The organism is Marinobacter sp. Hex_13, from assembly GCF_001566815.1.
GTDB classification, from domain to species: Bacteria; Pseudomonadota; Gammaproteobacteria; order Pseudomonadales; family Oleiphilaceae; genus Marinobacter; species Marinobacter salarius.
The window spans coordinates 43,320-57,535 of record NZ_LSMM01000078.1 but is presented as its reverse complement, the minus strand read 5'-3'; the positions used below and the strand labels follow the sequence as shown (position 1 = coordinate 57,535).

Annotated in this window: 11 protein-coding genes; 7 read left to right on the top strand and 4 right to left on the bottom strand. The window is 59.8% G+C overall.

The genetic code is table 11. From position 1 onward, the window contains the following. Window positions 1-50: 50 nt before the first annotated feature. Window positions 51-2,495, top strand: a complete 2,445-nt coding sequence (locus tag AXW11_RS18570; protein ID WP_041332615.1) for an EAL domain-containing protein — start codon at window positions 51-53, stop codon at window positions 2,493-2,495. Here the strand turns inward: AXW11_RS18570 and argH are convergent, their stop codons facing one another. Further along, window positions 2,496-3,887 carry an argininosuccinate lyase gene (gene argH, locus AXW11_RS18565; RefSeq protein ID WP_036203046.1) on the bottom strand — a complete coding sequence of 464 codons (1,392 nt, stop codon included), beginning with the start codon at window positions 3,885-3,887 and terminating at the stop codon, window positions 2,496-2,498. A 132-nt stretch (window positions 3,888-4,019) separates the two neighbouring features. On the opposite strand from argH, the gene AXW11_RS18560 reads away from it, so the two are divergent. From AXW11_RS18560 to AXW11_RS18535, 6 genes are all read left to right on the top strand, one after another. Beyond that, on the top strand, window positions 4,020-5,114 hold the full coding sequence (locus AXW11_RS18560; RefSeq protein WP_075195007.1) for a sensor histidine kinase: 1,095 nt from the start codon (window positions 4,020-4,022) through the stop codon (window positions 5,112-5,114). Window positions 5,115-5,120: 6 nt separating this feature from the next. Then, a complete protein-coding gene (locus tag AXW11_RS18555) occupies window positions 5,121-5,876 on the top strand; it encodes a LytR/AlgR family response regulator transcription factor (protein ID WP_075195006.1) in 756 nt (251 codons plus the stop codon). Between the two features lie 85 nt (window positions 5,877-5,961). Continuing rightward, window positions 5,962-6,903, top strand: coding sequence for a hydroxymethylbilane synthase (gene hemC, locus AXW11_RS18550; RefSeq protein WP_036203041.1), 942 nt, complete (start codon window positions 5,962-5,964; stop codon window positions 6,901-6,903). After that, a complete protein-coding gene (locus AXW11_RS18545; RefSeq protein ID WP_075195005.1) occupies window positions 6,884-7,696 on the top strand; it encodes a uroporphyrinogen-III synthase in 813 nt (270 codons plus the stop codon). The genes hemC and AXW11_RS18545 overlap by 20 nt, the downstream gene beginning before the upstream one ends. Window positions 7,697-7,698: 2 nt before the next feature. Continuing rightward, a complete protein-coding gene (locus AXW11_RS18540; protein ID WP_075195004.1) occupies window positions 7,699-8,817 on the top strand; it encodes a uroporphyrinogen-III C-methyltransferase in 1,119 nt (372 codons plus the stop codon). After that, complete coding sequence (locus AXW11_RS18535) at window positions 8,814-10,052, top strand: heme biosynthesis HemY N-terminal domain-containing protein (RefSeq protein ID WP_036203032.1); 1,239 nt, start codon at window positions 8,814-8,816, stop codon at window positions 10,050-10,052. Before AXW11_RS18540 ends, AXW11_RS18535 begins: the two co-directional genes overlap by 4 nt. Before the next feature lie 17 nt (window positions 10,053-10,069). On the opposite strand, the gene AXW11_RS18530 is transcribed toward AXW11_RS18535, so the two are convergent. From AXW11_RS18530 to rho, 3 genes are all read right to left on the bottom strand, one after another. Beyond that, entirely contained in the window at window positions 10,070-11,074 is a 1,005-nt protein-coding gene (locus AXW11_RS18530) for a 2Fe-2S iron-sulfur cluster-binding protein (protein ID WP_085681700.1), read from the bottom strand. A gap of 1 nt (window position 11,075) precedes the next feature. Continuing rightward, the gene (gene ubiD, locus AXW11_RS18525; RefSeq protein ID WP_036203027.1) at window positions 11,076-12,563 is read right to left on the bottom strand and encodes a 4-hydroxy-3-polyprenylbenzoate decarboxylase; all 1,488 of its coding nucleotides are present in this window, start codon (window positions 12,561-12,563) and stop codon (window positions 11,076-11,078) included. Between the two features lie 279 nt (window positions 12,564-12,842). Beyond that, window positions 12,843-14,105 carry a transcription termination factor Rho gene (gene rho, locus AXW11_RS18520; RefSeq protein ID WP_036203025.1) on the bottom strand — a complete coding sequence of 421 codons (1,263 nt, stop codon included), beginning with the start codon at window positions 14,103-14,105 and terminating at the stop codon, window positions 12,843-12,845. Window positions 14,106-14,216: the final 111 nt, after the last annotated feature.

The following is a 14,216-nucleotide window of genomic DNA, read 5'->3' as shown; positions in this document are numbered from 1 at the left end:
GGGAGAACATTAGCACGCTCCTGCCACAACTTGGCTGAGGCTTTTCCGTCGTGAAAGAATTCTTTATCCGTCGAGACCGTTCCGACACCCCCCAGGGTGCCGAACGTCGAACCCTGATCCGCATCAACGACGACGGCGTCATCCTGTTCGCTGATCATCACGCCGAGGCAGTGCTGGGCTACGACGCCAGCGAACTGGAGGGTCGCAAGGTTCAGTGCATCCTGGCCGCACGCCAGGACGATCCCTTTGCACCGGCCCATCGCCACCGAATTGAAAATGGCGAGTCGATACTGATCACCTTCCGCCACAAGGAAGGCTTTTTCTTCACAGCGGGTCTCAGCCTGCGCATGGACATTCGCGATTCCGACCAGGCCGCCAGCGCATTTATAAGCCAGCGGGATCATTCCCCCATCGACCACCGCCTGATTCGGCTGACTGAAACTTCCGCCGGCGTTGGTATCTGGGAGCTGGACCTCCACAGCAATGAGTTGATCTGGACGGACGGCATGTATCATTTGCTGGAATTAAGACCCGGCAGCGAAATCACGCCCGAACAGGCACTTTTCTACTGCCAGTCCAGCCAGGGCAGGATACGCGCCCTGTTCCGTCGCTGCATCCGCACCGGGCAGCCCTTCTCCCTGACGCTGGATCTGATAACCGCGCGACAGAACGTTCGCCAAGTGACGTTGACTGGCCGGGCCCTGAAAGCCGGCGAACGGATACAGCGACTGGGAGGAACGCTGGTTGACCACACGCCTGAGCGCAATCATACCCTCGCCCGCCAGCAGGCGGAGCAAATGCTGGGCGCCACGATCAACGCCACCAACGACCTGGTGGTCGCCGTTGATCGCCAGCTAAACCTGTTGCATTTCAACCGTGCCTTCAGTCGCCAGTTCGAGATTACCTTCGGCCTCCGGCCGGAATCCGGAAGCAACCTGAGCGCCGCATTGCAGGGCTTCCCCAACGAACGACGGCTTATCGAGCGACTCTGGCACCGCGCCTTCGAACGCGACAGTTTCGTGGTGGAAATGCCCATGGCGCAGCAACACCGGGAGCTGCCCCTGTACGAGATCCACTATCAACGCCTGACCAATGACCAGGGCGACGTGATTGGCGCCGTTCATGTGGCCCGGGACATCAGCGACCGCCTGCAGAACTCCTCCAGCAGCGAATACCGCGTCCAGCATGATCCGGTCACCGGCCTGATGAACCGCAAAGCCTTCCTGGGCCGCCTGCAACGAACACTGGAGCAGAAGCCACGGCGGGAGAGCAGTGACAGCCTGCTCTATCTCGACCTGGATGGGTTTGACCACTTCAACGACATCGCCGGCAGCGGCACCTGCGACCGTTACCTGCGTGAGCTGGCCGGCAATCTCGGGGTCAAGATCCGACAGCGGGATGCGCTGGCACGACTGGCCGGCGACACCTTCGCCCTGCTGATCGAAAACTGCCCCGAAGCGCGCGCCCGCAAGATTGCCGACAGCATTCTCGAGCTGATCGGCGGCTTCGTGTTCCACTGGCAGGACAAGCAGTTACAGACAACGGCCAGTGGCGGCCTGCTGTTTCTGGACGACGACGCGCCCACCGATTCCGAACAACTGCTGACCCAGGCGGCTGACCTGTGCCACACCGCAAAAACGTCCGGTCGCAACCGGATTCATGCCGCCCGGGCCATGTCCCTGTCGCTGGACGAGGGCACGGCCAACGAGGTGCTGGCACAAATCCAGCAGGCACTCGACAGTGGCCACCTGAAGCTTGAATACCAATCGCTGCGCCCCGTGGCCAGCGTTACCTGGGGCGACCACATCGAAATACTGACCCGGATTCCCGGTGAGACGCCTGACAGCCCTCCCCTGACCCCGGACGCTTTCCTGCCCGTTGCCGAACGATTTGACCTGGCCAAGCGCCTGGATCGCCAGGTGATCCGTCAGACCCTGGCCTGGCTCGAACAGCACCGTCTGCTGGAGCCGCGCCTCAAGTACTGCGGTTTCAACCTGTCCCTGGCCAGCGTACTGGATGACTCGTTTGCGGACTTTATGGAAGCCGCACTGAAAGGATCACCCTTTGCCCCGGAATGCTTCTGCCTGGAGATAAGGGAAGCCCACGCCACCCAGTATCCGGACGATGTCGCGGTGCTGTGCGACAGCCTGCACCGCATTGGCTGCCGGGTAGCGCTGGATGGTGCGGGAGCGTCGGTGGAAAGTTACGGCCTGGCGGCGAAACTGCCGGTGGACATCATCAAGCTGGACCACAAGATCATGCAGCACCTGAACGACGATCCGGTGCAGCAGGTAATGGTAGAGGCGCTTCATAAAATAGCGGAAGCCTCGGGCAAGGTGACGGTCGCCACCTTCATTGAGAACGACGACACCCTCCGAAAGGTACGAACCCTTGGCATTCACTACGGCCAGGGCTTCCGCCTCTACCGGCCACGCCCACTGGAGGAGCTGAAACCGGTGGAGGTTACCCTGACCACGGGGAAGATTGGCGGCTAGCTAGAGTGCCTGGCGCGCGCGTGCGACTGCAGCGCGCACCTGCTTCGGCGCAGTGCCGCCAAGGTGATCACGCGCCTGCACGGAGCCTTCCAGCGTCAGCACATCGAACACGTCTTCGCCGATGACGTCGGAGAAGCGGGTGAGTTCTTCCGTGGTCATCTCGGAGAGGTCACGCCCTTCGGCAACGCCAAACGCAACCGCTTTGCCCACAATTTCATGGGCATCGCGGAAAGCCACGCCCTTCTTGACCAGATAGTCCGCCAGATCAGTTGCGGTGGAGAATCCCCGCTTGGCCGCCACGCGCATGTTGTCGGCCCGCGCTTCGATGGCCGGGATCATATCCGCGTAAGCCTTGAGGCAGCCTTTCACGGTGTCCACGGTATCGAACAACGGCTCCTTGTCCTCCTGATTGTCCTTGTTATAGGCCAGCGGCTGGCTCTTCATCAGGGTCAGCAAACTGATCAGGTGGCCGTTCACCCGGCCGGTCTTGCCACGTACCAGTTCGGGCACGTCCGGATTTTTCTTCTGGGGCATGATCGACGACCCGGTGCAGAAACGGTCCGGCAGGTCGATGAAATCAAACTGGGCAGAGGTCCACAACACCAGTTCTTCGCTGAAGCGCGACAGGTGGGTCATCAACAGGGCGGCAAAGCTGCAGAATTCGATGGCAAAATCCCGGTCACTCACGGAATCCAGGGAATTCTCACTGGCCCGATCAAAGCCCAGCAGTTTTGCAGTGATACCGCGATCAATCGGATAGGTTGTACCCGCCAGCGCCGCAGCACCCAAGGGCATCACATTCACACGCTTGCGGCAGTCCTGCAGGCGCTCGGCATCCCGCACCAGCATTTCGTACCAGGCCAACAGGTGATGACCGAAGGTAACCGGCTGAGCGGTCTGCAGGTGGGTGAATCCCGGCATGATAGTCTCGGCCTCGCGCTCGGCCAGATCCAGCAGGCCGGCTTGCAGGCGCCGAAGCTCTTCGGCGATGACATCGATTTCGTCGCGCAGGTAGAGGCGAATATCCGTGGCCACCTGATCGTTGCGGCTGCGACCGGTGTGCAACTTCTTGCCCGTGATGCCAATCCGATCCGTCAGTCGCGCTTCAATGTTCATGTGCACGTCTTCCAGACTGACCGACCACTCAAAGGTGCCGGCCTCAATGTCCGCCTTGACGGCTTTCAGGCCGTCAATAATAGTGTCACGCTCTTCCACAGTCAGCACACCCACTTCCGCCAGCATGGTGGCATGGGCAATGGACCCGGTAATATCGTGATGGTATAGGCGCTGATCAAAGCCCACGGAAGCGGTGAAACGCTCCACAAAGGCATCGGTGGGTTCGGTGAAACGACCGCCCCAGGGTTTCTCGGCGCTCTTGTTCTGATCCGTCATGGTCTATCTTTCCTGCTGACAGCCCGGCATCATTCTGCGGGAATGGGTAAATGGAATATCGCAGGATTATAGCATTCCGCGGCGCCCAGTTGCCCTCCCCCAAATCAGGAACAGGAATCAGGAACAGGTTCAATGGCCGCAAGACACAACAGGGAACGCCCAGCCCAGGCACTCGCGGAAAGCGACGCCGATTTCTATGTGCCGGACCTGTGCCGGGTCAGGGCCGTTTTCCTGCTGGTGGTCACCAGTGAACTGCTGGTGCTGGTGCTGTCCATCGTTCAGGCCGAAAGCCACTGGATTGACTGGAACTACTTCGGCCTGCTGTCCCTGTTCGTGCAATGGACGGTGCTGACCAGCGCCGCCCTGATCTGCCCCATGCGGCGCTGGCTCTCACGGCTGACAGTTACCCGTGCCACCACAGTGATTGTTACCATCGTGATGCTGGATGTGCTGGCCTTCAGCCTCTTCGCAGACAGCGTGCTACACCCGCAACCCGGCCTCGAAGCCTGGCAGGGCGTGGCCAAGAAACTGCTGCTGGCGCTGTTGATCACACTGATGGTGCTGCGATACTTCTACCTGCAGTTCCAGTGGCAACAACAGCGGGAGTCAGAAATGCAGGCCCGGCTGACCGCCCTGCAGGCACGAATCCATCCACACTTCCTGTTCAACAGCATGAACACCATTGCCAGCCTGATTGTCGTTAACCCGGAACGGGCCGAAGACGCCGTGCTGGATCTGTCCGAACTGTTCCGCGCCAGCCTGCGCACCGGTGACCGCCTGATTCCTCTGAGCGCCGAACTGGACCTGTGCAAACGCTACCTGGCCATTGAAAAGCTGCGTCTGGAAGACCGGCTGACACTGGAATGGCATATCGAAGATGGACTGGAACAACAGGCCATCCCTCCCCTGACCCTCCAGCCACTGGTCGAAAACGCCATTTATCATGGCATTCAGCCTCGTCCGAACGGAGGTACCGTAAAGGTTGAGGCCTACCGCAAGGGCCCCTCGGTCTACCTGATGGTGCAGAACCCGCGCCCGGATTCTGACCAGGGTAGCCACGAAGGCAACCGAATGGCGCTGGCCAACATTCAGTCCCGCCTGCACGCCCTGTTCGGTGAGCCCGCCGTGCTGAAACACAGCCACCAGAATGATATCTATACTGTCACTCTCCGGCTGCCATGGCAGACAGCGAGTGGCAACGGAAAACCGGCAACAGGGAGCAAGTAGGCAAGCATGGGCGACAACAATCACCGCAGCGTACTGATTGCCGACGACGAACCTCTGGCCAGGGAGCGCATACGCCGACTGGTGGAGGCGTTGCCTGGCTACAATGTCTGTGACGAGGCTGGCGACGGCGACGAAGCACTGGAGAAAACCGCGCGCCTGGCGCCGGACATCCTGCTGCTCGATATCCGCATGCCGGGTACCGATGGCATGGAAGCCGCCCGACGGATGGCTTCGTTGGAGGCCCCTCCGGCCATCATCTTCTGCACCGCTTATGATCATTACGCCATCCAGGCGTTCGATGTACACGCGGTGGCCTACCTGCTCAAACCGGTACGTCGTGAAGCGCTGACCGACGCCCTCAATCGGGCTGGCCGAGTCAACCGGGTGCAATTGCAGGCGCTGACTGAAAAGCAATCGGGTACGGACGAACAGCTGGCCATCCGCACCCACCGCGGGACTGAACTGATCGACATCCAGGGCATTCTGTACTGCGAAGCCGATCAGAAATACGTCACCATCCATCACCTGCGCGGCGAAACCGTCACCGATTACACCCTGAAAGAACTGGAAAGCACCTACTCGCAATACCTGCTGCGGATTCACCGACACACCCTGGTAGGCGTGCGCTATATCCGAGCGCTGCTGAAACAACGGGATGGCCAGAACCTGATTGATCTGACAGACCAGCACGGGCAACTGCCCGTAAGCCGGAGACACGCCGCCTCTTTACGGCAATGGCTAAAGGAGCATCGCCCCGGGTAGCCTGGGCGCTCAACATTCGGCTCCACAATTTGCCTCACAAAGAGTACCCTTGGCGTACCATTTTTCAGATCCGGCAACGTACACCATGTCAAAACGAACCCTTCGCATTGCAACCCGCAGCAGCGCACTGGCGTTGTGGCAGGCGGAATTTATCAAGTCTGAACTGGAGCGGCTCCACGACAACGTGACCGTGGAACTGGTCAAGATCAAAACCCAGGGCGACAAGATCCTGGATGTGCCGCTGGCCAAGATTGGCGGCAAGGGTCTGTTCGTCAAGGAACTGGAAGAGGCCATGCTGGCAGGCAGTGCCGACCTGGCGGTGCACTCCATGAAAGATGTGCCGATGGAGTTTCCGGAAGGGCTGGGGCTGGTGGCCATCTGTGAGCGGGAAGACCCCACCGATGCGTTCGTCAGCAATGACTACGATAACGTGGACGCCCTGCCCCACGGCGCCGTAGTCGGCACTGCCAGCCTGCGCCGGGAAGCCCAGTTGCGTGCCTACCGGCCCGACCTGGAAATCCGCACCTTGCGTGGCAACGTCAATACCCGCCTGGCAAAGCTGGATGCCGGCGATTACCAGGCCATCGTCCTGGCCAGCTCCGGGCTCAAACGCCTCGGTTTCCATGACCGTATCCGCTACTGCCTGCCAGACAGTATATCCCTGCCTGCCGTGGGCCAGGGTGCGCTTGGCATCGAATGCCGCCTCGATGATGCCGAACTGATCGCCATGCTGGAGCCCCTGGATCATCGCGACAGCTCGGACCGAGTGAAAGCGGAACGGGCCCTGAACCGGCGATTGCAGGGCGGCTGCCAGGTACCCATCGCGGCCTACGCGTTGCTGGAAGACGATGACATGCTCTGGCTTCGGGGACTCGTGGGCGCCGTCGACGGCACCCAGGTATTCCGCGTTGAAGGCCGCGCGCCCCGCAGCGAAGGCGAGCGCCTTGGACGCGAACTGGCGGAAGACCTACTCGCACTGGGTGCAGACAAGGTACTGGCTGACATCTATGGCCACACCCCAACCTGATTCGCTACCCCTTGAGGGCCGGCGGATACTCATCTGCCGGCCACAACCGGAAGCCGACCGGCTGGCCTCGCGCTTTTGCGATGCCGGCGCCGATGCGCGGGTCATGCCGCTTATCGCCCGCGAGCCGCTCCCGGAAGACCCCGCAACCCGCACGCTGATCCTCAACTTGGACGAGTTCGCCCACGTCATTGCCGTCAGCCCCTATGCCGCCGCCTTGCTGCTCGACTGGCTGGACGAGTGGTGGCCCCAGACACCCACCGACATCCACTGGTACGGCGTCGGGGCAGGAACCGCCACGGTGCTGAGCAACTATGGCCTGGAAACGCGGCAACCGGAAACCGGCCACACCAGCGAAGATTTGCTACAGTTGCCGGAGCTGGCCACACTGGAGCACGAAAAGGTTCTGGTGGTGCGCGGACAGGAAGGCCGGGAACTGATCCCGCAAACCCTGGAACGCAGAGGCGCGCGAGTCACCGTGCTGCCCCTTTATCGTCGCTTCTGTCCCGACTATGATAAAGCGACGCTGAACGCGATGCTGAACGACTTTTCCCCCGAGGCCATCGTCACACTGTCGGGAGAAACATTGAACAATCTCATCGCACTCAGTGACAATACCGGCCATAATCTTGAAAACACTTTACTGGTTGTCCCCGTTGAGCGGATTGCCGAACAAGCACGTCTGGCCGGCCTCCGGCGAACGTGTATACCAGGAAGCCTTGCCGATAGCTCGATTGTGGCTGCAGTTGCAGAACAACTTGCCAGCCTGGACGGAGGCTCCGGAAACACCAAGTAAGGATGCCCGTGACAGAATCAAACGCACAACTGCCTGCCCCGATCGAAAAGCATCAGCAAACACGGCAAAAACTGTGGCCCCTCTGGATCATTACACTACTGGCGCTCGCCCTGGCCGTTGCCCTGTCTCTTTGGAGCTGGCAGCAATGGAACAACTACCAGGCACTGCAACAGTCCATCACCGATCTGGAGAGTGACACCGAGCAACTGGACCGGATGTACGGCCAGACCGGCAGTGAGCAGAGCCGTCGCCTGCAGGCGCTGGAAGACAAGCTGTCTGAACAGCGTGAACTGATCGCGACCCAGCAACGGCAGATCGACCACAACGCCCGTGAACTGCTGGAGGCCGGAAACCGCACTCGTACTGACTGGCTGCTGGCCGAGGCGGAATATCTGCTGAGGGTGGCCAACCAGAGGCTCATGATCGAAAAGGACATTCGCGGGGCCTTGGCGGCACTGGAATCCGGTGATGAAGTTCTGGCGGAATCAGACGATATCGGCGTTTACCCGGTTCGCCAGCAACTGGCCAAGGAAATCCTAGCGCTCAAGGGCATTGTCGATGTCGACCGCACCGGGCTCTACCTGAAACTGGAAGCGGCTATCGACAGCATCCACCAACTGACAGACAGTGCACTGATTCATGATCGCGCCCCAGGATTTGTCAGTAGCGGCGAGAACCCGGAAGCCGATGCTTCCGGGCAGGGCCTGGTTGCCGAGGGATGGCACAAGGTCAAGCAAACCCTGTCTCAGGTGGTTGTGGTCCGCAGGCTCGATGAGCCGGTCAAACCCCTGCTGTCTCCGGAGCAAAGCGCCTATGCACGGCTCAATCTGCAGTTGATGCTGGAAGAAGCCGAGCTGGCCGTACTTCGCGGTCATCAACAGCTCTACTCACGCTCCCTGACCAAAGCCAGCAATGCCATCAATAATTGGTACGACAGCAGCAACACCCGCATCATCGCGCTCTCGCAGACCCTGGAGGAACTCTCACAAAAGAACGTTGATCCGGAACTGCCAGACATCAGCCGCTCACTGGAACTGCTCAAGGCACGACTGGCCGGTCGACTGGACAACGGAGAGGCCGAAAAGAATGGCAGCAACGGTGAACAGGGAGACGCATCATGATCCGCATTTTGCTGATCATCCTGGTCGCCTTACTGCTGGGCACCGGGCTTGCGCTGGGGTTGCAGTACGACCTTGGCTACATCCGCATCAGCCTGGGCAACTATCTGATTGAAACCAATTTCTGGATTGGTCTGGCGTTGCTGGTACTGCTGGTGGCAGCGTCCGTGCTAACCATCAATCTGTTCCGTCGACTGCGCCATGGCACCGGCATGGTCGCCGGCTGGCTGGCCCGCAGCAATGAACGCCGAGCCCGGCGCAGAACCACTCAGGGGCTGCTGGCCCTGGCGGAGGGTAACTGGCCACGTGCCCGCAAGCTGCTCACTTCTTCAGCAGAGCACGCGGACACGCCACTGATCAACTACCTGGCAGCGGCCCAGGCCTCGTTTGAATCCGGCGATCACGAGGCCGTTGACGAACTGTTGCGCAAGGCCTTTGAAAGCACCCCGGGCTCCGACATGGCCGTGGGCATTACTCAGGCCCAACTGCAACTGGCGGGCAACCGACTGGAGCAGGCCCTGGCAACCCTGGTGCGGCTGCGCAAGCAGGCGCCCCACCATCCGTTTGTACTCAAGTTGCTGAAAAACACCTATGTGCGCCTGGAAGACTGGCGCGAGCTGTCCCGCCTGTTGCCGGAAATCCGCAAGCGCAACCTGATGGAGAGTGAAGAACAGGGCGACCTGGAACGCCTGGTTTGGCAAAACCTTCTGCAGCGTGCCGCAGAGGAGTGCCGCCGCCACTCGGGTGAGCCTTCAGCGTCCCTTGAGCCTCTCACCAAGCTTTGGGATGAGCTGCCAGGGTTTCTCCGCCGTGACGAACACACCATTCGGGAGTATGCCCGGCTGCTTGCCGATCTGGGCGACGAAGCCCAGGCTGAAACCCTGCTGAGGAAAGTCCTGCGCAATCACTGGGGTGATGAACTGGTCAATCTGTATGGCCGCGTAAAAGGCCTGAAGCCGGATGAGCAGTTGCTGGTAGCGGAGCAGTGGCTGAAGGATCGTCCCAACAATGCAGAGCTGCTGTTGGCACTCGGCCGTCTGAGCCTGCGCAACGAGCTCTGGGGCAAGGCGCGGGAGTATTTCGAAACCAGCCTTCGGCTACGCCGCAGCCGTGAAACCATGGCCGAGCTGAGCCGCCTGAATGCTCACATGGGAGAGGGTGAAAACAGTGTGAAGCTGTTGATGCAGGGATTGGTTAACGATAGTGGGTTGCCGGATTTGCCGATGCCCAAGGCCTGAGGGGCTGGCCCCGGGCCTCAACCTCTCGGGGCGTATTCCAGTACATCGGAGAAAAATGCTTCCTGCGGCAACCCCACCTCCAGTAACGCATCCATCAAGGTATAGACCATCGTCGGCGAGCCGCTGGCGTGAACTTCCACGTTGCTCCAGTCCATGCCCGACGCCAGCACGGTTCGCACCAGCTGGTCGTGGTGGCCACTCCACTCGTTGTCTTCGTCATCTCCTACCACGGGCAGGAAAATAAAGGGCGGCCATTCTTCCTGCCACTGCTGGGCCAGGGATCGCAGGTACATATCCTCGTGGCGGCGAACGCCCCAGTAGAATTTCACAGGCTTGTCGTAAGACGTTTTCTGCAGGTAATCCACTAGGCTCTTCATTTGGGCAAACCCCGTTCCGGCGGCAACCAGCAACAGCGGTTTGTCGGGCGCGGACGCCAGGCAGGCTCGGCCGTGGGGTAATTCAACGGTCACCTCTCCGCCAGAGGTCAATGCATCAATCACTTTCTGTGCAGACACCCACTCCGGTGTCGCCTGGATGTGCAGCTCGATCAATTCTTCAGACGGACTGCTGGCGATGGAAAAATAGCAGGGGTCTGTATCCGGCAGATTCACGGACAGGTACTGGCCGGCGTGAAACGACAGTTCCCGGCGACGGGGCAGTTGCAGTTCCACACGGTAAACATCGTGGCTGATGGAACGAACGTCCACCACCTTTGCCTGGAACTTGCGAGGCTGGTTGTCTCCGGCTGCCATAACGGCGTCTATCTCCAGTTCAAGGTCACTGAGCGCCAGGGTGCGACACATCATCAGTCGCCCGGTGACCGGAATTGTGTGTTGATTGCGGGTATTCAGGGCCTCGCCACTGACCAGGCGAGCCTCACAGAGCTCGCACACGCCATTGCGACAGGCGGCGGGAACCGCAATGCCCGCCCTGCCGGCTGCCGTAAGCAGCGTCTCGTCGGCGGCTGCGGTAAAGGACAATACCGCCGGCACGAGTTGAATACGACATTCACGACTGGCCATATCAATCGGGGCGATCGGATGAAACTTCAATCCCCAGGCTGTCCCAGATGTCGTCCACACGCCTTTTGACGTCGTCGGACATGGTGATGGGCGTGCCCCACTCCCGATCGGTTTCGCCCGGCCACTTGCTGGTGGCATCCATCCCCATTTTCGAGCCCAGCCCGGACACCGGCGAAGCGAAGTCCAGGTAGTCGATGGGAGTGCTCTCAACCAGCGTGGTATCCCTGGATGGGTCCATGCGGGTGGTCATGGCCCAGATCACGTCTTTCCAGTCCCGTGCGTTTACGTCGTCGTCGGTAACGATCACAAACTTGGTGTACATGAACTGCCGCAGGAATGACCATACTCCCATCATCACCCGTTTGGCATGGCCGGGGTACTGTTTCTTCATGGTCACCACTGCAAGACGGTAGGAGCACCCCTCGGGAGGCAGGTAAAAATCCACAATCTCGGGGAACTGCTTCTGCAGGATGGGAATGAAGACTTCGTTCAGTGCCACACCCAGAATGGCGGGCTCATCGGGTGGGCGGCCAGTGTAGGTACTGTGGTAAATCGGGTCCTTGCGGTGCGTCACCCGCTCCACGGTGAACACCGGGAATTCATCCACTTCGTTGTAATAACCGGTATGGTCCCCGAACGGGCCTTCCGGCGCTACGTCGTCCGGATAGATGAACCCTTCCAGCACAATCTCGGCACTGGCCGGCACCTGCAGATCGCTGAGACCACACTGCACCAATTCGGTTCTTCCGCCGCGAAGCAGGCCAGCAAAGGCGTATTCCGATAACGAATCCGGCACCGGCGTCACCGCACCCAGGATGGTCGCCGGGTCCGCCCCAAGGGCAACGGCCACAGGGTAGGGTTTACCCGGGTTGGCTTTCTGGAACTCCTGAAAATCCAGCGCACCTCCACGATGGCTCAGCCAGCGCATGATCAGCCGGTTACGGCCAATGACCTGTTGCCGGTAAATACCAAGATTCTGGCGTTCTTTATGGGGCCCACGGGTTATCACCAACGGCCAGGTCACCAAAGGCCCTGCGTCCCCGGGCCAGCAGTGCTGAACCGGTATCTGGTACAGATCCACCTGGTCCTTTTCGATCACCACGTCCTGGCAGGGCGCCGAGCGAAGCACTTTGGGGCTCATACGCATCACCTGCCTGAACAGCGGCAGTTTCTCGATGGCATCTTTGAAGCCCTTGGGAGGATCCGGTTCTTTCAGGAAAGCGAGCAGCTTGCCGATGTCCCGCAGCGCGGTCACGCTGTCTTGCCCCATGCCCATGGCCACGCGTTTCGGCGTACCAAACAGGTTGGCCAGCACGGGCATGTCGTAGCCTTTGGGGTTCTCGAACAACAACGCGGGGCCACCTGCCCGCAGCGTGCGGTCGCAGATTTCGGTCATTTCCAGGTGGGGATCGACTTCCACTGAAATACGCTTCAGCTCTCCCAGCTTTTCAAGCTGGCCTATGAAGTCTCTCAGGTCGTTGTATTTCATCGGCTACTCCGGTTGATTCCGGCATTGTACGCGAATTCTGGTTATTTGGTTCGGCTCTGGCCTAGGTTTCAGCTTTGGTGCAGGAACAGGAGATGGGGAGACGTGCGCGCGAGAAGTCTGGTCGGTAACGCCGGGGATCGTCTCCCCGGACCGTGCATTGCCAAGGATGGCAATGCCGAGCCCCCATGGATGGGTTCACGGCGTGTCCGGGGAGACGACCCCCGGCGTTACCAGCCCCCAAGCTCAGTGCGCAAAGAGGGCCCGAACCGAAACCAAAACTTAACGACGCTTCATCGACTGGAAGAATTCGTCGTTGGTCTTGGTTTCACGCAGCTTGTCCAGCAGGAACTCAATGGCACCAGTATCGTCGTCCATGGAGTGCAGCAGCTTGCGCAGAATCCAGATGCGCTGGATATCCGCCTCGCTCATCAGCAGGTCCTCACGGCGGGTGCCAGAGCTGCGAATATTGATGGCGGGATAGGTGCGCTTCTCGGCAATCTTGCGATCCAGATGGATCTCCATGTTACCGGTTCCCTTGAACTCCTCATAGATGACTTCATCCATCTTGGAGCCAGTGTTGACCAGCGCGGTGGCAAGAATGGTCAGGCTGCCGCCCTCTTCCACGTTACGGGCCGCACCAAAGAAACGCTTGGGCTTCTCAAGGGCGTGGGCGTCCACACCACCGGTCAGTACCTTGCCGGAGGACGGAATCACCGTGTTGTAGGCACGGGCCAGACGGGTGATGGAATCCAGCAGAATCACCACGTCTTTCTTGTGTTCGACCAAACGCTTGGCCTTTTCGATGACCATCTCGGCCACCTGCACATGACGGGCCGGGGGCTCATCGAAGGTGGAGGCGATCACTTCACCACGCACGGTGCGCTGCATCTCGGTTACTTCTTCCGGACGCTCGTCAATCAGCAGCACCATCACATGGCACTCTGGATTGTTACGGGTGATGGACTGGGCGATGCTTTGCATCAGCAGCGTCTTACCGGCTTTGGGCGGAGACACGATCAGGCCGCGCTGGCCCTTGCCGATGGGCGCTACCAGATCCAGAACCCGTGAGGACAGATCCTCGGTGCTACCATTACCGGCTTCAAGCATCAGACGCTCGTCCGGGAACAGCGGTGTCAGGTTCTCGAACAGGATCTTGTTTCGGGCGTTGTCCGGCTTGTCGAAGTTAATCTCGTTAACTTTCAGCAGGGCAAAGTAACGCTCGCCGTCTTTCGGCGGGCGTATCTTGCCGGCAACGGTGTCACCGGTCCGCAGGTTAAAACGGCGAATCTGGCTTGGCGACACGTAGATGTCGTCAGGACCGGCAAGGTATGAGGCGTCGGCGGAACGGAGGAAGCCGAAACCGTCCTGCAGAATTTCCAGTACGCCGTCACCATAAATGTCTTCGCCGCTTTTAGCATGCTTCTTCAGGATCGTGAAGATGACATCCTGCTTGCGCGAGCGAGCCAGGTTATCGAGGCCCATCTCTTGCGCAATATCGAGCAATTCGGGCATGGAGTTCTGCTTGAGTTCAGTAAGGTTCATAGGTTGTTAGATAGTCAGGAATGGAAGTAAACGAATATTGAAATGAAAGGGGTGCCCCTAAACGGATTGATCGGATATACGTTGAACTTGGTGCTGGCCAGATGGAGCAAC